This window comes from Aeromicrobium sp. 9AM (assembly GCF_902506105.1).
Classification (GTDB): domain Bacteria; phylum Actinomycetota; class Actinomycetes; order Propionibacteriales; family Nocardioidaceae; genus Aeromicrobium.
The window spans coordinates 1,118,984-1,141,441 of sequence record NZ_LR733303.1 but is presented as its reverse complement, the minus strand read 5'-3'; the positions used below and the strand labels follow the sequence as shown (position 1 = coordinate 1,141,441).

Sequence of the window (22,458 nt, the reverse complement as noted above, 5' to 3'; positions counted from 1 at the left end):
TCCCTCACACGCTCTCTCCGGGAGCAGACCCTCGGGTCCGTTCTGTGTCCAGTGCTGTCTGCAGGATCACCGTAGCGGCAGCCTGGTCGATCACGGTGCGCCTGGACGCTCCGGACCGGTTGCTGTGTCGCAGCTGGCCTGCGGCCGTCATGGTCGACATGCGCTCGTCGAACAGCCTGATCGGCACGGGCTTGATCGCCGGCAGCAGCTCGGCGCAGAACGTACGCACCTTGGCCGCAGCCGGGCCCTCGCGCCCCGACAGGCCCACCGGCAGCCCGACGACGCACTCGAGCGCGTCGTACTCCCGGACGAGCTCGGCCAGCCGTCCGATGGCGTCCGGACCCGCCGGCACGGTCTCGACCGGCGTCGCCAGGATGCCGTCTGGATCGCTCACGGCGACCCCGATGCGTACGTCACCGACATCCACACCGAGCCGCCGCCCACGACGCATCGTCACGCTGACAGTGCCGCCTCGACCGCTGCGAGGGCCGCCGGGATCGCCGAGACGTCGGTGCCACCGCCCTGCGCGACGTCGGCCTTGCCGCCGCCGCGTCCGCCGATCTTGTCGCCGACGACACCGATGAGCTGGTTGGCCGAGAGCCCACGCTCCTGAGCGGCCTCGTTGAGCGCGACCACGGCTGCGGGCTTGTCGCCGGCGTCGCCGATCACCACCACGACCGCGGGGCGATCGCGGAGGCGACCGCGGATGTCGAGCGCCAGGGTGCGTACGTCGCCCCCGCCGGCGCCGGCCGCATGGTGGCCGACGTAGGCCACACCGCCGATGTCCTTGGCCTTGGCTGCGATGTCACCGGCAGCACCCACGAGCTGAGCCGCCTTCATGCGCTCGGCGACCTTCTCGGCCGCCTTGAGCCGCTCGACCAGGTCCTTCACGCGCGCCGGGACCTCGTCGGGCTGGGTCTTGAGGATGTCGGTCAGCTGGCGCACGACGTCGCGCTCGCGGGCGAGATACTCAAAGCCTTCGATGCCGGTCAGCGCCTCGATGCGCCGGTTGCCGGCGCCGACCGAGCCGTCGGACGTGACGACGAGCGTGCCGATCTGCGACGAGCGCTCGACGTGGGTACCACCGCAGAGCTCGCGCGACCACGGGCCGCCGATCTCGACGACGCGGACGTCCTCGCCGTACGTCTCGCCGAACAGCGCGAGCGCGCCGAACTCACGAGCCTCGGGCAGCGACATGATCTGGGCACTGACCGGGAGGTCGGCGCGCAACGCGCGGTTGGATGCCTCCTCGACCTGGTGCAGCTGCTCCGGCGAGAGTGCGCCGTTCCAGCCGAAGTCGAGTCGGAGGTAGCCGGGCCGGTTGTAGGAGCCGGACTGCAGCGCCGTGGGGCCGAGCACCTCGCGCAGGGCGGCGTGCACGACGTGCGTGCCGGAGTGGGCCTGCCGGGCGCCGAGACGCCATTCGGGGTCCACGGCCGCCTCGAGCTGCCGGTCGAGCGTCAGCTCGCCCTCGAGCACGCGGACCTGGTGCACGACGAGACCGCGTACGGGGCGCTGGACGTCGAGCACCTCGGCGCGACCGCCGTCCCAGGTCAGGACGCCGGCGTCTGCGTGCTGACCGCCGGACTCGGCGTAGAACGGGGTGCGGTCGAGCACGACCTCGCCGATCGATCCGGCGGATATCGCCGGGACGCTGTCACCACCGGCGATCAGCGCGATGACGCGCGACTCGGTCGTGAGGTCGGTGTAGGCCAGCCAGTCCGTCGGGCCGTTGGCGTCGAGCGCCGCGCGATAGACCGTGGTGTCGGCGTGCGCACCCTTCTTGGACTTCGCGTCGGCCTTGGCGCGGGACCGCTGCTCGGCCATGAGGGCACGGAAGCCCTCCTCGTCGACCGCAAGGCCCTGCTCCGACGCCATCTCGAGCGTCAGGTCGATCGGGAAGCCGTACGTGTCGTGGAGCGCGAACGCCTGCTCGCCGGGCAGCGTCGTGCCGCCGCCGTCCTTGACCGCGATGGCCGCGCTCTCGAAGATCTGCGTGCCCTTGCCGAGGGTCTGGCGGAACGCGTCCTCCTCGGCGTACGCGATCTGGGAGATGCGCGGGAAGTCGGCCTCGAGCTCGGGGTAGGACGCCTTCATGCGGTCGAGGCTGACCGGCAGCAGCTCGGGCAGCGCCGGGTCGTCATAGCCCAGCAGGCGCATCGAGCGCACGGCACGGCGCAGCAGACGGCGCAGGACGTAGCCGCGTGCCTCGTTGCCCGGCGTGACGCCGTCGCCCATCAGCATCAGGCCGCTGCGCACGTGGTCGGCGACCACGCGGAAGCGGACGTCGTCGGCATGGTCCTTGCCGTAGGTGCGCCCGGAGATCTCCGAGGCCTTCTCGATGACGGGGTAGACCTCGTCGATCTCGTAGAGGTTGCCCTTGCCCTGCAGCAGGTAGGCGACGCGCTCGAGGCCCATGCCGGTGTCGATGTTCTTGTTGGGCAGGTCGCCGATGACGTCGAACTGGTCCTTGGCGCGGACGTTGGTGATCTCCTCCTGCATGAACACGAGGTTCCAGATCTCGAGGAAGCGGTCCTCGTCGACGACCGGGCCGCCCTCAGGTCCGAACTCGGGGCCGCGGTCGACATAGATCTCGCTCGCGGGTCCGCCCGGACCGGCGACGCCCATGTGCCAGTAGTTGTCGAGCAGGCCGCGGCTCTGGATGCGCTCGTCGGGCAGGCCGGCGATCTCCTTCCAGAGGCTGCGCGCCTCGTCGTCGGAGTGCAGCACCGTGACCCAGATCGTGTCGGGGTCGAAGCCGAGACCGCCCTCGTCCACCGAGCTCGTGATGAGGGTCCACGCGTGTGTGATGGCGCCGGCCTTGAAGTAGTCGCCGAACGAGAAGTTGCCGTTCATCTGGAAGAACGTGCCGTGGCGGGTGGTCTTGCCGACCTCCTCGATGTCCTGCGTGCGTACGCACTTCTGGACGCTCGTGGCGGTGTCCCACGGCGGGGTCTCCTGGCCCAGGAAGTAGGGCTTGAACGGCACCATGCCGGCGTTGACGAACAGCAGGTTGGGGTCGTCGAACAGCAACGGTGCCGAGGGTACGACGGTGTGGCCGGCGTTCTCGAAGTGCGCGAGGAATCGGCGGCGGATCTCCGCGGTCAGCATCAGGTCTGGTCCTTCTGGGTGTGCTCGGCCTCGAGGCGGAGCAGGTCGGTGTGGGCATCGGGGGTGCCGGACAGCTCGCGCGCGATGTCGCGCTGACGAGTCTCCATGCCGTCTCGCAGCTCTGAGCTGAACGCTCGCCAGCCGAGCCCGAGGGCTGCGGCCTGGTCGACGAGACCCGGCGTGGAGAGCCGGTAGGCGGCTCGACGCGCCTTGACCGAGGCGTAGAGACCGGCCGCGGAGCCGGCCGCGAACCACACCACTCGCGATCTCATGCCGTCACCTCCAATGAGAAGCAACGGTACGGAGGTGCCGGCATCGATGCTTGATTGTTCACTCGCTGGCGCTCGTTCACGGACCCCCCAGCCATTCCTCGGAGGGCGGTGTCGGGCGGCCCGCGCGAACGGCGCGACGGCCGGCTTGCAGGCGTTCGCGGCGACGGCGGCGGTACTCGCGGCGCATCAGCGACGTGATGCGGTCGCGGCTCTCGGGCCGCAGTGCGTGGGCGATCCCGTGAGCGAGGATCGAGAGGCGTACGCCGGGACGTCCCAGCGCGGTGTTGACGACCTGCTGCTGCGACGGGGGCACGATCAGCCGGCCCTCGACCAGACGCGGCTCGAGCTCCTGCGACACCGGCACCGGCCGGGGCTCGTCGTACGTGATCACCAGCGAGGACTCGTAGGGCGCCGTCACGGCCGGCCGGGACTCCACGGGCGGGACGACCCGGCGGGCGGCGCGTACGGCAACGAGCGCAGCACCGATCGCCACGACCGCGAGAACTGCGGTCGCGACGAGGATCCAGAGCTCCGCCGACATGCCCACGAGCCTATCTCGTCAGCGGTCGCGCAGGATGGCCCGGATCACGGCGAGACGTTCACCGAGCCGCGCCTCGAACCCGTGCTCGGTGGGCTCGTAATACGTCGCACCGTCGACGTCGTCAGGCGCGTACTGCTGGCCGACCACACCGCGGACGTCATTGTGGGGGTATGTGTAGTCGTGACCGTGGCCGAGCTTCTTGGCCCCCGAGTAGTGCGCGTCGCGCAGAGCGGGTGGAACGGCACCGATCTTGCCGGCGTGCACGTCCGCCTGCGCACGGTTGATCGCCTCGACGACAGCGTTCGACTTCGGCGCCGACGCGAGGTGGATCACCGCCTGGGCCAACGGGATGCGCGCCTCGGGGAAGCCGATCATCGCGACGGCCTGCGCCGTGGCGGTGGCCAGCGGCAGCGCGGTCGGATCGGCCATGCCGATGTCCTCGCTCGCGTGGATCATCAGGCGCCGCGCGATGAATCGCGGGTCCTCCCCCGCCTCGATCATCCGGGCCAGGTAGTGCAGGGACGCGTCGACGTCCGACCCACGGATCGACTTGATGAACGCGCTGATGACGTCGTAGTGCTGGTCGCCCTGCCGGTCGTAGCGCACCGCGGCCTTGTCGACCGCCAGCGCGGCGTCGTCGACGTCGATCTCGGTCTTGCCCTGGCTCGTCGCGGCTCCCGCCGCGGCCTCGAGATAGGTCAGCACGCGTCGGCCGTCGCCACCTGCGAGGCGTACGAGGTGGTTCTTGGCCTCGTCGGTCAGCGTGACGGTGCCGCCCAGACCGCGCTCGTCCTTGAGCGCGCGGTCGACCAGCACGCCGATGTCGTCGTCGGTCAGCGACTCGAGCGTCAGGAGCAGTGAGCGCGACAGCAGCGGCGAGATGACGCTGAAGTGCGGGTTCTCGGTCGTCGCGGCGACGAGCGACACCCAACGGTTCTCGACACCCGGCAGCAGCGCGTCCTGTTGGGACTTGCTGAAGCGGTGGACCTCGTCGACGAACAGGACCGTCTCGACCCCGCTCTGCGCCAGCGCGCGACGGGCACCGGCGATCGTCTCGCGGACCTCCTTGACGCCGGCCGAGACCGCGGAGACCTCGACGAAACGGCGCTGCGTATGAGCGCTGAGCAGGCTCGCGATCGTGGTCTTGCCGGTGCCGGGCGGCCCCCACAGCAGGATCGTCAGCGGCTGGTTGCCCTCAATCATCTGCCGCAGCGGCGAGCCCGGAGCCAGCAGGTGCTGCTGGCCGACGAGCTCGTCGAGCGACTGCGGCCGCATGCGTACGGCCAACGGCGCCGAGGCATGCGTGTTGCCGGAGAGACTGCCGCCGCCCGTGCCGGTTGACGGGGGTGCCTCAGGAAGGTCGAACAGCCCGTCGTCGCTCATGTGGCGAGCCTAGTTGCCGGTCCGGGACACAAACTGTGCGAGTCTCCCCCGGTGCAGATTCGAACTGTGCGAGTCCGCACCGGCGCGACGGCCAGGATGGTGCAGACTCGCACAGTTTTGCGCTGGGTCAGGCCGATGGGGCGTCGGTCTTCTTGGGCTCGGGCTTCCAGTCCACACCGGCGTCCTTGCGCTGCTCCGGCGTGATGGGTGCCGGCGCCGCGGTCAGCGGGTCGAATCCGCCGCCGGACTTCGGGAACGCGATGACCTCGCGGATCGAGTCCGCGCCCGCGAGCATGGCGCAGATGCGATCCATGCCGACGGCGATGCCGCCGTGGGGCGGGGCGCCGAAGCTGAAGGCGTCGAGCAGGAAGCCGAACTTCTCCTGCGCCTCCTCCTCGCCGATGCCCATCATCGCGAAGACGCGCTTCTGGATGTCCTCGCGGTGGATTCGGATCGAACCACCACCGAGCTCGTTGCCGTTGCAGACGATGTCGTACGCCCAGGCGATCGCGTTGCCGGGATCGGTGTCGAACGTGTCGAGGTCCTGGGGCGACGTGAACGCGTGGTGCACGGCTGTCCAGGCGCCGGCGCCCACCGCGACGTCACCTGAGGCGACGGCGTCGCTCGACGGCTCGAACAGCGGAGCGTCGACGACCCAGACGAACTCCCAGGCGTCCTTGTCGATCAGGTCGCAACGCTCGCCGATCTCGAGGCGCGCGGCACCGAGCAGGCCGCGGGTGGCCTTGGTCGTGCCGGCGCCGAAGAAGACGCAGTCGCCCGGCTTGGCGCCCACGTGCTCGGCGATGCCGGCCCGCTCGGCGTCGGACAGGTTCTTGGCGACGGGACCGCCGAGCTCACCGTCCTCGGAGATGGTGATGTACGCCAGGCCGCGCGCACCACGCTGCTTGGCCCACTCCTGCCACGCGTCGAACTGCCGACGAGGCTGCGAGGCGCCTCCGGGCATCACGACCGCGCCGACGTACTCGGCCTGGAACACCCGGAACGGCGTGTCCTTGAAGAAGTCGGTGCACTCGACGAGCTCCTGACCCATGCGCAGGTCGGGCTTGTCGGAGCCGAACCGGCGCATCGCCTCGGCGTACGTCATGTGCGGGATCGGCGTCGGGATCTCGTAGCCGATGAGCGACCACATCTTGACGAGGATCTGCTCCATGAGCTCGAGCACGTCGGCCTGCTCGACGAAGCTCATCTCGATGTCGAGCTGGGTGAACTCCGGCTGGCGATCGGCGCGGAAGTCTTCGTCGCGATAGCAGCGGGCGATCTGGTAGTAGCGCTCCATGCCGCCGACCATGAGCAGCTGCTTGAAGAGCTGGGGGCTCTGCGGCAGCGCGTACCAGCTGCCGGGCTTGAGCCGGGCCGGGACGAGGAAGTCGCGGGCACCCTCGGGCGTCGAGCGGGTCAGGGTCGGCGTCTCGATCTCGACGAAGTCCTTGGCGGCGAGCACCTCGCGCGCCGCGGCGTTGACCTTGCTGCGCAGCCGGATGGCGGCAGCAGGGCCGGTGCGGCGCAGGTCGAGGTAGCGGTACTTGAGGCGCGCCTCCTCGCCGACGTCGACGTGGTCGTCGATCGGGAACGGCAGGGGTGCCGCGGCGCTGAGGATCTCGACGTCCTCGGCGATGACCTCGATGTCGCCGGTGGGGATGCCGGCGTTCTCGTTGCCCTCGGGGCGCTTCTGCACCGTCCCGACGATCTTGAGGCAGAACTCGGCCCGCAGCTGGTGGGCGACCTCCTCGCGTACGACGACCTGGACCACGCCTGAGGCCTCGCGAAGGTCGATGAACGCCACACCGCCGTGATCTCGACGACGGGCCACCCATCCGGCGAGGGTGACCTGCTGGCCGATGTCTTCGGCGCGCAGGCTTCCGGCGTCATGGGTGCGGATCACGTGTTCTGCTCCTTGCTAGGTGTGCGGAGGATGTGAGGCTTGAGGTCTTCGGCGGGTGGCGCCCAGGTCGCGGGGTCGGCGTCGACCTGCTCACCCGAGCGTATGTCCCGCACGGACGAGGGGGAAAACCAGACGTAGGGGATCCCGCGTCGCTCTGCGTGCTGGATCTGCTTGCCGAACTTGTCGGCCTTGGGCGCGACCTCCGTGGCGATGCCGCGAGCTCGTAGCTGCCGGGCGATCTCGTTGCTGGCGTGGCGGGAGTCCTCCGAGTCGACCGCGACCAGCACGACCGACGGCACGGAGCGCGAGGCGGTGAGCCCGAGCGGCACGAGCAGCCGGGAGACACCCAGCGAGATGCCGACCCCCGGGTACGTGGAGCGCTTGTCCTGCGCGAGCTGGTCGTACCGCCCACCGGAGCAGATCGAACCGAGGTGCTCCCAACCTTCCAGACGTGTCTCGAACACCGTGCCGGTGTAGTAGTCGAGCCCGCGGGCGATTCGCAGGTCCGCGGTGACGACGACTCCGTCGACGCCTGAGGCGCCCTCGATGACCTGGGCGAGCTCCATGAGGCCCTCGGCGAGCAACGGGTGGGTGACGCCGAATGACTCGACTCGTTCGACGAACGACGTGTCGGTCGTGACGACCAGGCCCAGGTCGAGGATCTTCTGGGCCTGATCCTCCTCGACTCCCTGCTCCATGAGCAGGTCCGCGATCTTCTCGGCCGGCACCTTGTCCAGCTTGTCCACGATCTGCATGACGGCGGTGGGATTGTCGAGACCCAGCCCGAGGTAGAAGCCCTCGAGGATCTTGCGGTTGCTGATCTGAAGCGTGGCCGTGGGGATGGGCAGACCGGCCAAGGCCTCGGCCATGACACGCGCCACCTCGATGTCGAAGTGGAACGGCAGCACGTCGCGGGCGACGATGTCGATGTCGGCCTGCGTGAACTCGCGGAAGCGGCCCTGCTGCGGACGCTCTCCCCGCCACACCTTCTGGATCTGCCAGCGCCGGAACGGGAACTCGAGCTTGCCGGCGTTCTCCAGGACGTACCTCGCGAACGGGACGGTCAGGTCGTAGTGCAGTGCCAGCTCGGCGGGCTCGGAGTCGGCCGCAGCGAGGCGCTTGACGGCGTAGACCTCCTTGTCGATCTCGCCCTTCCGCAGCAGCACGTCGAGTGGCTCCACGGCGCGGGTTTCGACATTGGCGAATCCGTTCAGCTCGAACGTCTGACGCAGGTGGTCGAGGACCTGCTGCTCGACGGCTCGCTCACGCGGGAGGAACTCGGGGAAGCCGGACAGAGCCCTGCTCATGACATGACCTCCGCCAGGAACGGGTTGGTGGCGCGTTCGCGGCCGATCGACGTCTGGCCGCCGTGGCCCGGCAGCACGACGATGTCGTCGTCGAGCGGCAGGACGCGGTCGCGGAGGCTGTCCTGCATCTGTGGGTGCGATCCGCCGGTGAGGTCCGTACGCCCGATCGATCCGGCGAACAGGAAGTCACCGGAGAACATGACCTGCGAGACGTCCTCGGGTCCGTCGTAGTCGACGCGGTAGAACACCGTGCCGGGCGTGTGGCCGGGCACGTGGTCGACGAGGAACGTCAGGCCGTCGACCTCGATGCGCGCGCCGTCGACGGCATCGCGTACGTCTGCGGGCTCGGTGAACTCGGGCAGGTCGGTCATGCCCAGCTGACTGCGCAGCATGGCGGCCGACTCCCCCGAGATCGCGGCCATCGGGTCGGCCAGCAGGTGCTTGTCGGCCGGGTGGATCCAGACCGGGCAGCCGTACTCGCTCGCGACGTCCTGGGCGCACCACATGTGGTCGAAGTGGCCGTGCGTGATGAGCACCGCGGTGGGCGTCAGGTTGTGCTCGGCGACGACCGCGCGGACCCCTTCCATGGCGTCCATCCCGGGGTCGACGATGGCGCAGCCGGTGCCCGGCCCGCGCGAGACGAAGTAGCAGTTGGCCTGCAGCGGACCAGCCGGAAATGACGTGAGAAGCACGTGCGACAGGGTACGCGAGACGCACTGGCAACCGACCGACCGGCTGACGCCTACACTGTGGGCCATGAGTTCTGCGCCCACGAACCCTTGGGGTCGTGTCGACGACGAAGGCAATGTCTACGTCAAGACCACTGACGGTGAACGACTGATCGGCCAGTGGCCCGGCGGTGACCCCGCTGAGGCGATGTCGTTGTACGTGCGCCGTTACGAAGGACTCGAGGTCGAGGTCGACCTGCTGGAGAAGCGCCTCGAAGGCGGTGCGCTCTCCCCCGACGACGCGGCCAAGGCCGTCACCAAGGTGCGCGCGCAGATCGTCGACGCCCAAGCGCTCGGCGATCTCGACTCGCTGCTCAAGCGGCTCGACGCCCTGCAGCCGGCGATCGACAAGCAGCGCGAGGTGCGCAAGGTCGAGCGAGCCGCCAAGGTCGCCGAGGCGCAGACCGAGAAGACGCGCATCGCCGACGAGGCCGAGAAGATCGCCGCCGGCAACGACTGGAAGGCAGGCGCCGACAAGCTCCGCGCCCTGCTCGACGAGTGGAAGGCGCTCCCCCGGCTCAGCAAGTCCGCCGACGACGAGCTGTGGCACCGCTTCAGCACGGCCCGCACGGCGTACACGCGGCGTCGCAAGACGCACTTCGGCGAGCAGTCGACGCTGCGCGAGCACGCCAAGACGATCAAGGAGAAGCTGATCGTCGAGGCCGAGGCGCTCTCGACGTCCACCGAGTGGGGGCCGACCGCCGGCAAGTACCGCGACCTGATGACGGAGTGGAAGAAGGCCGGCTCCGCACCCCGCAACGTCGAGGACAAGCTCTGGAAGCGGTTCCGGGCAGCGCAGGACGCGTTCTTCACGGCGCGCGACGAGGAGAACGCCAAGCTCGACGCCGAGTACGAGGTCAACGCCGAGAAGAAGCTCGAGATCCTGGCCGAGGCCGAGAAGCTCCTCCCGATCAAGGACATCGACGCCGCCCGCAAGGCGTGGCTCGACATCGCCGATCGCTGGGAGGCAGCCGGCAAGGTCCCGCGCGCCAAGATCGGTGAGTTCGAGGCGCGCATCCGCAAGGTCGAGCAGGCCGTGCGCGAGGCGACCGAGAGCAAGTGGAAGAAGACGGACCCGGAGAAGTCCGCTCGCGCCGACGACATGATCGGCAAGCTCCAGCGCGCGATCGACGAGGTGGGCGAGAAGATCGCCGCCGCCGAGGCCAAGGGCGACAAGAAGAAGGTCAAGGACCTCGAGGCCGACAAGGCGTCCAAGGAAGCCTTCCTCGACATGGCCAAGAAGGCCCAGGCCGACTACTCCTGACCCACCCCCGCTGAGGAGAGGGTTGCGCCCTGCCGACGGGGTGCCTGTGGACGCGCCGTTCGACGCAAGCATCGGGCCACGAGTTTGATCCGGGCATGCCCGATCTCCTCAACGACGGATTCCCGTTCACGACTGCCCAGGCCCTCGACCTCGCGCTGACGTCCCGTCAGCTCCGACGGATGGTCACCCTTGGTTTGTTACGGCGCGAGTTCCGCAATGTCTACGTGGACGCACGGGTGCCTGATTCCCGGAACGCCCGGCTGCGAGCGATCAAGCTCGTCAAGCCAGATGGCGCTGTCGCGTGCAGCGAGACCGCCGCGTGGTTGTACGGGCTTAATGTCTTCGCGCCCGGAGACCGGCACAAGTTCGAACCCGCCTTCCTCGTGGAGCACTCTCGCACCAAGGTCGAGCGTGCCGGTGCTGTCGGGCGCCAAGCGATTCTCGCTTCCAACGACATCGACTTCGTCGACGGGCTCCACGTGACGACTCCGGTGCGCACGGTCAGCGACCTGCTCCGCAGGATGTACCGCCCATACGCACTCGCGGCCGCCGACGCGTTCGCCCACGCCGGGCTGGTGAGCACCGACGAGGTCATCGAATACGTCGCACGCCTCAAGGGCTACCGCGGCATCGTGCAGGCACGCAGCCTCGCGTTCCTCATTGAGCCCAGGACGCAGTCGCCCGGCGAGTCGTGGCAACGCCTGCGGATCCTGGACGCCGGCTTCCCTCCACCGGATCCGCAGTTCGAGGTCGTGGACGACTTCGGTCGATCCTTCTTCATCGACCTTCCCTATCCGGAACGCCTGATCGGGACCGAGTTCGACGGGCGGGAGTTCCACACCGCTGGATTGCACCAGGCGCATGACCTCGACCGGCGTACATACTTGACTGAGCTCTTCGGCTGGCGCTGGGTCATCGGAACCCGGGAGCGAATCTTCGGCACGGACACATCGTTCGAGGACGAGCTCGGTGCCTTGCTCGGCATGACCCCGATCCCACGCTGGTGGGGAAACAGGCCGCCACCAGCGGTCACAACCCTCTCGTCGGTGGGCCACAACGCTCTCCTCAGCGGGGCATAACCCTCTCCCCGGCGGGTCGCAACCCTCTCGTCAGCGTTATTGGGTGAGACGGTAGACGTCGAAGACGCCTTCGACGGTGCGTACGGCCGACAGGACGTGGCCCAGGTGCTTGGGGTCGGCCATCTCGAACGTGAACTTCGACTTGGCGACGCGGTCGCGGCCCGTGGACAGGGACGCCGACAAGATGTTGACGTGCTGGTCGGAGATGACCCGGGTGATGTCGCTCAGCAGCCGCGGGCGATCGAGGCCCTCGACCTGCACCGCCACGAGGAACGTGCTCTTGCCGGTCGGCGCCCAGTGCACTGACACCAGCCGCTCGGGCTGGCTGCGCAGCGACAGCAGGTTGACGCAGTCCGTGCGGTGCACCGACACGCCGGCCGTACGCGTGACGAACCCCTCGATCGCGTCACCGGGCACAGGGGTGCAGCACCGGGCCAGCTTGATCATGATGTCGCCCTCGAGCCCTTCGACGACCACGCCGGCGTCGCGGCTCTCCGTGCGAGGGCGACGCGTACCGACGCCGGGCAGCGAGGTCGCCTCAGCGAGGTCCTCCTCGGCACCTTCGCGACCGCCGGCGAGGTCGATGACCCGCTCGACGACGTTCTGCGCACCGACGTTGCCCTCGCCGACCGACGCGTAGAGCGTCGACACGTCGGCCAGGTGCAGCTCCTTGGCGACGGTGTCGAGGGTCTCGTGCCGGAACAGCCGGTGCAGCGGCAGACCCTCCTTTCGCATCTGCTTGGCGATCAGGTCCTTGCCGCGCTCGATCGCCTCGTCGCGGCGCTCCTTGGTGAACCACTGCCGGATCTTGTTGCGGGCTCGCGGGCTGGCAACGAACTCGAGCCAGTCACGACTCGGCCCGGCATCTGGCGACTTGGAGGTGAAGACCTCGACGACGTCGCCGCTCTCGAGCTCTGACTCCAGCGACACGAGCCGGCCGTTGACGCGGGCGCCGATGCAGGCGTGCCCGACCTCGGTGTGCACGGCGTACGCGAAGTCGACCGGCGTGGCCTTGGCCGGCAGCTGGATCAGGTCGCCGCGCGGCGTGTAGGCGTAGACGCCGGCGTTGTTGATCTCGAACCGCAGCGAGTCGAGGAAGTCGACGGAGTCCGACGTCTCGGACTGCCAGTCGAGCAGCTCCCGCAGCCACAGCATGTCGTCCTTGTCGGGACCCTTGCCGGACTTGCCCGCGGTGGCGTCCTCCTTGTACTTCCAGTGCGCCGCGACACCGTACTCGGCGCGGCGGTGCATCGCGTTGGTACGGATCTGTAGCTCCACCGGCTTGCCCTGCGGGCCGATCACCGTGGTGTGCAGCGACTGGTACATGTTGAACTTCGGGACCGAGATGTAGTCCTTGAACCGCCCGGGGATCGGGTTCCACCGGGCGTGCAGGACGCCGAGCACGCCATAACAGTCCGCGACGGTGTCGACGAGGATGCGTACGCCGACGAGGTCGAAGATGTCGGAGAACTCGCGGCCGCCGACGAGCATCTTCTGGTAGATCGAGTAGTAGTGCTTGGGCCGGCTGGAGACCTTGGCCTTGAGCTTGACGTGTCGCAGGTCGGACTCGACGTCGTTGACCACGCGCTCGAGGAACTGCTCGCGCGACGGCGCGCGGTCGGCGACGAGCCGCACGATCTCGTCGTAGACCTTGGGGTGCAGGGTCGCGAACGCGAGGTCCTCGAGCTCCCACTTGATCGTGTTCATGCCGAGCCGGTGCGCCAGCGGGGCGAAGATCTCGATGGTCTCGCGCGCGATGCGCTCCTGCTTGTCCTGCCGCAGGTAGCGGAGCGTGCGCATGTTGTGCAGCCGGTCGGCGAGCTTGATGACCAGCACGCGGATGTCGCGGCTCATCGCCACGACCATCTTGCGGATCGTCTCGGACTGCGCCGAGTCGCCGTACTTGACCTTGTCGAGCTTGGTGACGCCGTCGACCAGCTGGCGGACCTCGTCGCCGAAGTCGGTGCTCAGCTCGGCGAGCGTGTAGTCGGTGTCCTCGACGGTGTCGTGCAGCAGCGCCGCGCACAGGGTCGGCGCCGTCATGCCGAGCTCGGCGAGGATCGTCGCCACCGCGAGCGGGTGCGTGATGTAGGGATCGCCGCTCTTGCGGGTCTGCCCTTCGTGCATCCGCTCGGCGATCTCGTACGCCTTCTGGATCGACGTGACGTCGCCCTTGGGATGGGTCGTCCGATAGACCTTGATCAGCGGGTCGAGCACCGCGTCCGAGGACCCCGACTTGCCGCCGATGCGGGCCAGCCGGTTGCGCACGCGCGCAGAAGCCGGTGCCGAGTCGGAATTCTTCGACTCGACCGGCGGCGCCTCGGTGCGTTCAGCCATCGCGTTCCTCACTGTGTCTTTCCATCGTATGTCAGTGGGTCACGCTGCAGGTCAGGTCAGGAGACCGTCGATCAGGGTGGCCGCAGCGGCCAGCACGAGCACGGTGACGAGGATGAGGGCGACGACGCGGACCTGGTGGGGGTTCATGGGTCTCGATTCCGGGATGAGGGCCTAGTACGTACGCAGGCTCGCACAGCCGAGCGGAGCCAGTCGCTCCTGGCCGCCGAGTGCGAGCAGCTCGATCATGACGAGGTTGCCGGCGACCGTGCCGCCGGCCTGGCGCACGAGGTCAGCAGCCGCCAGCATCGTGCCGCCGGTCGCGAGGACGTCGTCGACGACGAGCACCCGCGCACCGGCGTGGAGCGCGTCGACGTGCATCTCGAGGACGGCCGAGCCGTACTCCAGGTCGTACGACGTGGACAACGACGTCGCCGGCAGCTTGCCGGCCTTGCGGACCGGCACGAAGCCGGCGCCGAGTCGCAGGGCGATGCTGGGACCGAACAGGAAGCCGCGCGCCTCGATGCCGAGCACCGCGTCGATCGGTCCGACCTGCTCGGCGAGCTCGACCATCCCGTCGATCACGGCCGCCAGGGCGACCGGGTCGGCGAGCAGGGGCGTGATGTCACGGAACGTGACGCCGGCCTCGGGCCAGTCCTCGATAGGACGGACGAGGCGATCGATCGTCTCGGTCAGGTCGCTCATGTTCTCCCTCTGGTGGCGAATGACAGCAGGTCCCGCGGGCTGATGCCCACGAGACCTGCCGTCAACGTGACTTACGAACCGCTGAGGTCGACCTTGCAGGTCTTCTTCGCGTGCGTCTCGATGGCCTTCGACGACTTGGTGAAGTCCGAGCTGCTGAGCTTGGACATCTCGGTCGCGAGTCCCTGGAGCTTCGACGGGTCGACGTTCTCGGGGATCTTGCCCTGCTGGACCTCGGCCAGGTCGGAGAACTTCAGGCCGGCGTCCTTGAGGGCCTTCTCGACCGTGTTGAGCGCGGTGTCGAGCTTCTTCCAGTCGGCGTCGATGTCGCTCGGCGCTTCGTCGGCCAGCTTGTGGAACGCCTTGAAGGCTGCATCGAGGTCACCGAGGTCACCCGACGAGAAGTCGCCGAAGGACGCCTGGGCCTTCTTGAGGTCCTTGCAGTAGTCACTGCCCGAACCCCCGCTGCCGCCGTCGCCGCCACCACACGCAGCCAGCGTGCCGGCCAGCAGCACGGCACTCGCAATGGCCATAGGGATCTTCATGGGTTTCTCCTCCAAGATGCGGCGTAGCCCGGACTATCCCCGTGCCACTGAATCAGTTGGTACAGCATGGCACGGGGCGGTCGGGTCTAGTGACCCTTGCCCCGCTTGGAGCGCGGCTGCCGGGACGGCTGTGTACGCTTCGAGGCGCCCGAGGACGCGACGGGGCGGTGCACCGTGACCGGCGCGGCGGCCTCGACCGGCGCGTCGCCCTGCTTGGCACGCTTGGCCATGACACGGGCGGCCTGGGCCTTGATCGCCGGCTCCATCTCCTTGAGCTGCGACGCGAACGGGGTCGCGATGAAGATCGACGAGTACGTGCCGGCGAGCATGCCGACGAACAACGCGAGCGCGAGGTCCTTGAGCGGACCGGTGCCGAGGATCGCGGCACCGGCGAACAGCAAGGCACCCACCGGCAACAGTGCCGTGATCGACGTGTTGATCGAGCGTACGAGGGTCTGGTTGAGCGCCAGGTTGGCCTGCTCCGCGTATGTCTTGGACGTCGACTTGAGGATGCCTCGGGTGTTCTCCCGCACCTTGTCGAAGACCACCACGGTGTCGTAGAGCGAATAGCCGAGGATCGTCAGCAGTCCGGTCACGGTCGCAGGGGTGACCTCGAATCCCGACAGCGCATAGACCCCGCCGGTGATGATGAGGTCGTGCGCCAGCGCGACGATGCCGGCGACGGACATCCGCCACTCACGGAAGTACGCCCAGATGAACAGCACGACGATGATCAGGAAGACGATCAGGCCCTTGAGCGCCTTGTTGGCGACCTGTTTGCCGTAGGTCGGTCCGACCAGGTTCTGGCTGACCTCGGTCGCGCCGGCCTTGGTCAAGGCCTGGGTGATCTTTGTCGCCTGGTCCTGCGAGAGGGCCCGGGTCTGGATGCGGATCGAGTCGTTGCCGGACGTCTGTACGGTCGGGTCGCCGGCCTCCGGGACGTTGGCGTCCTCGATTGCCTGCACCATGTCGTCCGAGGTGGCCGAGTTGGCCGCCTTGACCGTCGCAGTGAACTCGACGCCACCCTTGAACTCGACGCCGTAGTTGAAGCCGCGGAGCACGAATGCCGACGCGGCGACGATCACGATGATGACCGAGATGGAGTACCAGAGCTTGCGGCGCCCGACGAAGTCGAACGAGACGCGCCCCTCGTAGAGGTGCTGTCCGAATGTGCTGATGCGGCCCATCAGTTGACCTCTCCAGTGGTGCGGACTTCAGCCGAGTGGGCGATCTGCGAAACCTTGCGACCCGTGATGCCCAGGTGAGCGGCGTCGAGCCCGGACAGCTTGTGGCCCTGCCCGAAGAACTTCGTGCGCGCGAGGATCGAGACCAGGGGCTTGGTGAACAGGAACACGACGAACACGTCGATCAGCGTCGTGAGGCCCAGCGCGAACGCGAAGCCACGGACGACCCCGATCGCGAAGATGAACAGCGTCAGCGCCGCCAGGATCGACACGGCGTCAGCAGCCAGGATCGTGCTCCGCGCGCGAAGCCAGCCGGCCTCGACCGCGAGGCGCAGGGACTTGCCGTCGCGCACCTCGTCTCGTATGCGCTCGAAGAACACGATGAACGAGTCCGCCGTGATGCCGATCGCCACGATGAGGCCCGCGATGCCCGGCAACGTGAGGGTGAAGCCCATGCCCTTGCCGAGCAGCAGCACCATCACGAACGTGAGGGCCGACGCCACGAACAGCGAGCCGATGATGACCAGACCGAGGCCGCGGTAGTAGAAGAGGCAGTAGACCACCACGAGCAGCAGGCCGATGACGCCGGCCAGCAGTCCCGCGTGGAGCTGGGTGCCGGCCAGGGACGGCCCGATCTCCTCGCTGCCGTTGACGCCGAATGTCAGCGGCAGGGCGCCGTACTTCAGCTGGTTGGCGAGCGTCTTCGCCGAACCCGCTGTGAAGTTGCCCTGGACCTGGGACTTGCCGTCCGTGAAGTGGCCGTTGGTCGTCGGCGAGCTGAGGATCTCGCCGTCCAGCACGATGGCGAACTTGCTGGCCTGGTCATTGCCACTCTGCTGCTGCTGGTAGAGCGCGTCGGTGACGGTGCTGAAGGTCTTCTTGCCCTCGCCCTTGATCGCGATCGCCACGACCCACGTCGCCTGCTGCTGCAGGAGCTCGGGGTTGGCGCTCTTGACGTCGGTGCCCTTGATGATCGTCGGGCTCAGGACCTGGACCTCGCCGGTTGCCGGGTCACAGGTCACGAGCGGCTGGTTCGCCACGTCGTTGACCTTGAGGCCCTCCTTGAGGCACTGGAATCCCTTGGCCTGCGCCTGCAGCGCCGCGATTCCCTCCTGGTACGTCTTGGGGAGGGTCTCGAGTCCGGTCGTCTCCGCCTTGATCATCTGGTCGAGCGTGAGCTTGCTCCAGTCGATCTTGTCGATGATCGCCTGCTGCTTCGCGGTGTCGGTCGGCGCCGTGGCGCTGGCCAGTCCGCCGGCCCACACGAGCCGGAAGCGGAGCTGGGCCGTCTTGCCCACCTCGTCGACGATGCCGGCTCGGCGCTCGCCGGGGATCTCGATGATGACCTGGTTGTTGCCCTGCGTCGTGACCTCGGCCTCGCTCACACCGGACGCGTTGACGCGCTGGTCGATGATGTCGCGCGCCTGCTCAAGCTTGGGCTTGGTGACTCGGCCGTCCTTGGAGCTGGCCTTGAGCGTGATGCGGGTGCCGCCCTCGAGGTCGAGCCCGAGCTTGGGCTGCCACGCGCTGTCCTCGCCCTTCTTGTGGTTGAGGTCGATCAGCGCGACCAGGCCGTACAGCGCGATGATCGCCGCGAGGAAGAGCACCAGGGTGCGCCGAGGACGGGGCAGGTTGCCGGCCGCCTTGGTGCCCCGGTTCTTGGGATTGGTCGCCATCAGTCCTCAGTGCTCGTTTCGGTCTCGGGCGTTGCATCAGGGATGACGTGCGCAACGGCCTGGCGCTTGACGACGATGACCGTGTCAGGGGCGATGCGCAGCTCGATCGTCTCGTCGCCGACGGACACGATCTCACCGAAGATGCCGCTCGCGATCATGATGCGCGCGCCGGGAGCGATCTCGCTCTGCACCTTGAGGAACGACTGCTGCCGCGCCCGGGCCGGGCGCAGGACCAGGAAGAAGAACGCAAGGACGATGAGGATGAGGGGCAGGAGTACGCCCAGGTCTTTCACGCTTTGATGCTCCCGTACGAGTATGAGGTTGCCGCTGTTGGGCAGGGATGACCGTAGGCCATCGGGAAGTTTAGCCTCTCCGCGCCAGCATCGTGACCTGGCTCATGTTCCTTCGGGTCAACGCGGGTCGTCATCGAGCGGCAACTGGTCGAGCGCGGCCGGGACAGGGAGTCCCAAATGCCGCCAGGCACGGGGTGTCGCGACACGTCCGCGCGGCGTGCGGGCCAGGAACCCCAGACGTACGAGGAAGGGTTCGGCGAGCTCCTCGACGGTCTCGCGCTCCTCGCCGACGGCGACGGCGAGAGTCGACGCACCGACGGGTCCCCCGCCGAAGCTGCGGCACAGCGCGTCGAGCACGGCCCTGTCGAGCCGGTCGAGACCGAGCTCGTCGACCTCGTAGAGGGCCAGGGCGTCGCGTGCCACGTCGTGGTCGACGACTCCCCCGGCCCTCACCTCGGCGAAGTCGCGTACGCGCCGCAGCAGACGGTTGGCGATGCGTGGTGTGCCCCGGGACCGCGAGGCGATCTCGCGGCCGCCCTCGTCCGTGACCTCGAGGTCGAGCAGGCCGGACGAGCGGTCGACGATGCGGTGCAGCTCCTCGGCGGCGTAGTAGTCGAGCTGCGCAGTGAAGCCGAACCGGTCACGCAGCGGACTGGGCAACAGTCCGGCCCGGGTCGTCGCACCGACGACGGTGAACGGCGGGATCTCGAGCGGGATGGCGGTCGCGCCGGGACCCTTGCCGACGATGACGTCGACCCGGAAGTCCTCCATCGCCATGTAGAGGAGCTCTTCGGCCGGCCGCGACATGCGGTGGATCTCGTCGATGAACAGCACGTCGCCCTCGTTGACCCCCGAGAGGATCGCGGCGAGGTCTCCCGCGTGCTGGATCGCCGGGCCGCTCGTGATGCGCAGCGGCGCCGCGAGCTGGTGGGCGATGATCATCGCGATCGTGGTCTTGCCAAGGCCGGGCGGACCGGACAGCAGCACGTGGTCGGGCGTACGTCCACGAGCCACCGCTGCCTCGAGCATCAGGGAGAGCTGTTCGCGTACGCGCTCCTGGCCGATCAGCTCGTCGAGCGTGCGGGGGCGCAATGCCGCCTCGAACGCGCGGTCCTCAGGTCCGGCCTCGGCGACGATCGCCTCGAACTCTTCGCGTTCGTCCATCAGCGCGCCTTCGAGAGGGTGCGGAGCGCGTCGCGCAGCACGGTGGAGACGTCGGGGGTGGCCCCGGGCTCGAGGTCGGCGGCGACTCGTTCGAGCGCAGCGTCAGCGTCACGCGCCGACCAGCCGAGCCCGAGCAGCGCCTCGTGGACCTGGTCACGCCACGCGGGTGCGCCGGTCGCCGCAATGGTGGCAACCCCGACGCGGTCCTTGAGCTCTACGACGATGCGCTCGGCACCCTTGCGGCCGATGCCGGGCACCGACGTCAGGGTCGCGAGATCGCTCTGCCCGATCGCCTGGCGGAGCCGGTCGGGGTCGAGCACGGCCAGCATCGCCTGGGCGACCTTGGGACCGACGCCGCTGGCGGTCTGGACGAGCTCGAACATGTCGCGCTCATCGGTGCTGGCGAAGCCGAAGATCGTCAGCGAGTCCTCGCGGACCACCATCGAGGTCGAGAGCTGCACCTCGTGGCCGATGCGCAGCGAGGCGATCGTGCTGGGGGTGCACATGATCTGCATGCCGACTCCCCCGACGTCGATCACGGCCGACGTCAGGGTCACGGCGGCGACCGGGCCGCGTACGTGGGCGATCATCGGGCTGCCTTCTCGACCGCGGCTTGCAGCCGGGTCTGCGCTCCCCCGCGCCAGATGTGGCAGATCGCCAGCGCAAGGGCGTCCGCGGCGTCGGCCGGTGTCGGCGCCGTCGTGAGCCGCAGCAGGCGCGTGACCATCTGCGTCACCTGCGCCTTGTCGGCGCGTCCGCTGCCGGTCACCGCAGCCTTGACCTCGCTGGGCGTGTGGAGCTGGACGGGTATGCCGTGACGTGCCGCGACGACCATCGCGATGCCGCTGGCCTGAGCGGTGCCCATCACGGTGCGGACGTTGTGCTGGCTGAAGACGCGTTCGACCGCGACGACGTCGGGGCGGTGCTCGAGGATGCTCGCCTCGATCTGCTGCTCCAGCTGGTGGAGGCGGCGGGCGACGTCGAGGTCGGCCGGCGTGCGGAACACGCCGACGTGGATCATCGTCAGGGCGCGGCCGACCGAGCCGTCGACGACTCCCACGCCACACCGGGTGAGGCCCGGGTCGATGCCGAGAACCCTCATGGCTGCACCACGCATACCGAACGCATGTTCGACAGCCTAGACGGCGCCTCGGTCAGGACGAAGCCGACTCGCCGAGCGGGAAATCCGTGTCCAGACGGCCCAGACGGATCGCTTCGGCGATGTCGTACATGCGTACGCGGGACGGCGTCCAGCCCTTGACCGAGTCGGTCCCCACGTACGTCTTGCCACGCCACACCTCGATGGGCCAGCGTCCGCCCGTCACCGCCCGGACGATGAGCCACAACGGCAGCAAGAGCAACAGGAGCAGCAGCTCTGCCAGCATCGCCGCGAACAGCACGATCACCGGCAGCAGCACGATCAGCAGGATGACGGCCACGATCCCGCTGAGAGCGTCGTCACCGCTGGTGAACATGCCGTCAACAGGCACGTCAGGCACGTCGCGCACCTTGCGGCGCCACGGCAGCCAGCGGCGACGCACCCGCCACGTCTGCCCCTCCGGGTCCTGGACCTTCACGCGGCTACTGGACCTGGGCCATGACCTCGTCGGAGGCGTCGTAGTTGGCGAACACGTTCTGCACGTCGTCGCTGTCCTCGAGCGCGTCGATCAGGCGTACTACCTTGGTCGCCGCGTCGACATCGACCTCGACCGTGACGGTCGGCACGAACGACGCGTCGGCCGAGTCGTAGTCGAGCCCGGCCTCCTGCAGCGCCGTGCGTACGGCTACCAGGTCGGTCGCCTCGCAGATGACCTCGAACGAGCCGTCGAGGTCGTTGACATCCTCGGCGCCCGCGTCGAGCACAGCCATCAGGACGTCGTCCTCGTTGGTCGTGCCGCCCTCCTGCTCGGCCGGCACGATGATGACGCCCTTGCGGTGGAACATGTAGGACACCGAGCCCGGGTCGGCCATCGTGCCGCCGTTGCGGGTCATCGCGGTACGTACTTCCATCGCGGCGCGGTTGCGGTTGTCGGTCAGGCACTCCACGAGCAGCGCGACGCCGCCGGGGGCATAGCCCTCGTACATGATCGTGATGTAGTCGACCGCGTCATCGCCGACGCCACCGCCACGCTTGACCGCGCGGTCGATGTGGTCCTTGGGGACCGAGGACTTCTTGGCCTTCTGGATCGCGTCATAGAGCGTGGGATTGCCTTCGGGGTCGGGTCCGCCGATGCGAGCCGCGACCTCGATGTTCTTGACCATCTTGGCGAACATCTTGCCGCGCTTGGCGTCGACGATGGCCTTCTTGTGCTTGGTCGTCGCCCACTTGGAGTGGCCTGACATGAGCTGCCCTTTCTACGACTGCTTGACGAGGTCGACGAAGTAACGATGGATGCGGTCGTCACTCCCGACTTCGGGGTGGAACGAGGTCGCCATCAGGTTGCCCTGCCGAACGGCGACGATTCTACCGGCGGCCTCGCCCGACGGGATCGTCGCGAGGGTCTCGACCTCCGGGCCGAGCTTCTCGACCCATGGCGCACGGATGAACACGGCGTGCACCGGCTCCCCGAAGCCGTCGAACGCGATGTCGCCCTCGAACGAGTCGACCTGGCGGCCGAACGCGTTGCGCCGGACCGTGATGTCGAGCCCGCCGAGGGTTTCCTGGCCGGCGATGCCGTCCTCGATGTGGTCGGCCAGCATGATCATCCCGGCGCACGTGCCGAAGGCCGGCATGCCGCCGCGGAGCCGCTCGACCAACGGCTCGAACAGCTCGAACGACCGGGCCAGCTTGTACATCGTCGTCGACTCGCCGCCCGGCACCACCAGGGCGTCGCAGCGCTCGAGCTCCTCGGGTCGCCGCACCGTGAACGCGGGCACGCCCAAGTCACCCAGGACGCGTACGTGCTCACGTACGTCGCCCTGGAGGGCGAACACACCGATCGACGGGGAAGTCACCCACCAAGCCTATTGCG

At 68.4% G+C, this 22,458-nt stretch carries 22 protein-coding genes; 2 read left to right on the top strand and 20 right to left on the bottom strand.

Going from position 1 to position 22,458, the window contains the following annotated elements:
• Positions 1-4 precede the first annotated feature (4 nt).
• From ruvX to BOSE46_RS05745, 8 genes are all read right to left on the bottom strand, one after another.
• A complete protein-coding gene (gene ruvX, locus BOSE46_RS05780; protein ID WP_159539382.1) occupies positions 5-451 on the bottom strand; it encodes a Holliday junction resolvase RuvX in 447 nt (148 codons plus the stop codon).
• 2 nt (positions 452-453) lie between these two features.
• Positions 454-3,111, bottom strand: a complete 2,658-nt coding sequence (gene alaS / locus BOSE46_RS05775; protein WP_159539130.1) for an alanine--tRNA ligase — start codon at positions 3,109-3,111, stop codon at positions 454-456.
• Complete coding sequence (locus BOSE46_RS05770) at positions 3,111-3,383, bottom strand: DUF6167 family protein (RefSeq protein ID WP_159539128.1); 273 nt, start codon at positions 3,381-3,383, stop codon at positions 3,111-3,113. Before BOSE46_RS05770 ends, alaS begins: the two co-directional genes overlap by 1 nt.
• Before the next feature lie 76 nt (positions 3,384-3,459).
• Positions 3,460-3,924, bottom strand: a complete 465-nt coding sequence (locus BOSE46_RS05765; protein WP_159539126.1) for a hypothetical protein — start codon at positions 3,922-3,924, stop codon at positions 3,460-3,462.
• 18 nt (positions 3,925-3,942) lie between these two features.
• On the bottom strand, positions 3,943-5,307 hold the full coding sequence (locus tag BOSE46_RS05760; protein ID WP_159539124.1) for a replication-associated recombination protein A: 1,365 nt from the start codon (positions 5,305-5,307) through the stop codon (positions 3,943-3,945).
• Between the two features lie 127 nt (positions 5,308-5,434).
• Positions 5,435-7,210, bottom strand: coding sequence for an aspartate--tRNA ligase (gene aspS / locus BOSE46_RS05755; RefSeq protein WP_159539122.1), 1,776 nt, complete (start codon positions 7,208-7,210; stop codon positions 5,435-5,437).
• On the bottom strand, positions 7,207-8,517 hold the full coding sequence (gene hisS / locus BOSE46_RS05750) for a histidine--tRNA ligase (RefSeq protein WP_159539120.1): 1,311 nt from the start codon (positions 8,515-8,517) through the stop codon (positions 7,207-7,209). Before hisS ends, aspS begins: the two co-directional genes overlap by 4 nt.
• Complete coding sequence (locus BOSE46_RS05745) at positions 8,514-9,209, bottom strand: MBL fold metallo-hydrolase (protein ID WP_159539118.1); 696 nt, start codon at positions 9,207-9,209, stop codon at positions 8,514-8,516. The genes hisS and BOSE46_RS05745 overlap by 4 nt, the downstream gene beginning before the upstream one ends.
• A gap of 64 nt (positions 9,210-9,273) precedes the next feature.
• Here BOSE46_RS05745 and BOSE46_RS05740 point away from each other — a divergent pair, with 64 nt between their 5' ends.
• The gene (locus tag BOSE46_RS05740) at positions 9,274-10,509 is read left to right on the top strand and encodes a DUF349 domain-containing protein (protein ID WP_159539116.1); all 1,236 of its coding nucleotides are present in this window, start codon (positions 9,274-9,276) and stop codon (positions 10,507-10,509) included.
• Positions 10,510-10,604: 95 nt separating this feature from the next.
• Positions 10,605-11,588 (top strand): hypothetical protein, encoded by a 984-nt coding sequence (locus BOSE46_RS05735; protein WP_159539114.1) that lies wholly within the window; start codon positions 10,605-10,607, stop codon positions 11,586-11,588.
• A 36-nt stretch (positions 11,589-11,624) separates the two neighbouring features.
• On the opposite strand, the gene BOSE46_RS05730 is transcribed toward BOSE46_RS05735, so the two are convergent.
• The 12 genes from BOSE46_RS05730 to pdxT all read right to left on the bottom strand — a co-directional run bounded on the left by BOSE46_RS05730 (position 11,625) and on the right by pdxT (position 22,441).
• Positions 11,625-13,925, bottom strand: coding sequence for a bifunctional (p)ppGpp synthetase/guanosine-3',5'-bis(diphosphate) 3'-pyrophosphohydrolase (locus BOSE46_RS05730; protein WP_159539112.1), 2,301 nt, complete (start codon positions 13,923-13,925; stop codon positions 11,625-11,627).
• Between the two features lie 171 nt (positions 13,926-14,096).
• Complete coding sequence (locus BOSE46_RS05725; protein WP_159539110.1) at positions 14,097-14,627, bottom strand: adenine phosphoribosyltransferase; 531 nt, start codon at positions 14,625-14,627, stop codon at positions 14,097-14,099.
• A 71-nt stretch (positions 14,628-14,698) separates the two neighbouring features.
• Positions 14,699-15,169 (bottom strand): hypothetical protein, encoded by a 471-nt coding sequence (locus tag BOSE46_RS05720; RefSeq protein WP_159539108.1) that lies wholly within the window; start codon positions 15,167-15,169, stop codon positions 14,699-14,701.
• A gap of 86 nt (positions 15,170-15,255) precedes the next feature.
• On the bottom strand, positions 15,256-16,356 hold the full coding sequence (gene secF / locus BOSE46_RS05715; RefSeq protein WP_159539106.1) for a protein translocase subunit SecF: 1,101 nt from the start codon (positions 16,354-16,356) through the stop codon (positions 15,256-15,258).
• Positions 16,356-18,029 carry a protein translocase subunit SecD gene (secD, locus tag BOSE46_RS05710; RefSeq protein WP_159539104.1) on the bottom strand — a complete coding sequence of 558 codons (1,674 nt, stop codon included), beginning with the start codon at positions 18,027-18,029 and terminating at the stop codon, positions 16,356-16,358. The genes secF and secD overlap by 1 nt, the downstream gene beginning before the upstream one ends.
• Positions 18,029-18,322, bottom strand: coding sequence for a preprotein translocase subunit YajC (gene yajC / locus BOSE46_RS05705; RefSeq protein WP_159539102.1), 294 nt, complete (start codon positions 18,320-18,322; stop codon positions 18,029-18,031). Before yajC ends, secD begins: the two co-directional genes overlap by 1 nt.
• A gap of 117 nt (positions 18,323-18,439) precedes the next feature.
• Positions 18,440-19,486 carry a Holliday junction branch migration DNA helicase RuvB gene (gene ruvB / locus BOSE46_RS05700; RefSeq protein WP_159539100.1) on the bottom strand — a complete coding sequence of 349 codons (1,047 nt, stop codon included), beginning with the start codon at positions 19,484-19,486 and terminating at the stop codon, positions 18,440-18,442.
• Complete coding sequence (gene ruvA, locus BOSE46_RS05695) at positions 19,486-20,076, bottom strand: Holliday junction branch migration protein RuvA (protein WP_159539098.1); 591 nt, start codon at positions 20,074-20,076, stop codon at positions 19,486-19,488. Before ruvA ends, ruvB begins: the two co-directional genes overlap by 1 nt.
• On the bottom strand, positions 20,073-20,588 hold the full coding sequence (gene ruvC, locus BOSE46_RS05690; RefSeq protein WP_159539096.1) for a crossover junction endodeoxyribonuclease RuvC: 516 nt from the start codon (positions 20,586-20,588) through the stop codon (positions 20,073-20,075). The genes ruvA and ruvC overlap by 4 nt, the downstream gene beginning before the upstream one ends.
• 52 nt (positions 20,589-20,640) lie before the next feature.
• On the bottom strand, positions 20,641-21,063 hold the full coding sequence (locus tag BOSE46_RS05685; protein ID WP_159539094.1) for a hypothetical protein: 423 nt from the start codon (positions 21,061-21,063) through the stop codon (positions 20,641-20,643).
• Positions 21,064-21,067: 4 nt separating this feature from the next.
• Positions 21,068-21,829 carry a YebC/PmpR family DNA-binding transcriptional regulator gene (locus BOSE46_RS05680; protein WP_159539092.1) on the bottom strand — a complete coding sequence of 254 codons (762 nt, stop codon included), beginning with the start codon at positions 21,827-21,829 and terminating at the stop codon, positions 21,068-21,070.
• Positions 21,830-21,841: 12 nt separating this feature from the next.
• Positions 21,842-22,441 (bottom strand): pyridoxal 5'-phosphate synthase glutaminase subunit PdxT, encoded by a 600-nt coding sequence (gene pdxT, locus BOSE46_RS05675; protein ID WP_201299532.1) that lies wholly within the window; start codon positions 22,439-22,441, stop codon positions 21,842-21,844.
• Positions 22,442-22,458 lie beyond the last annotated feature (17 nt).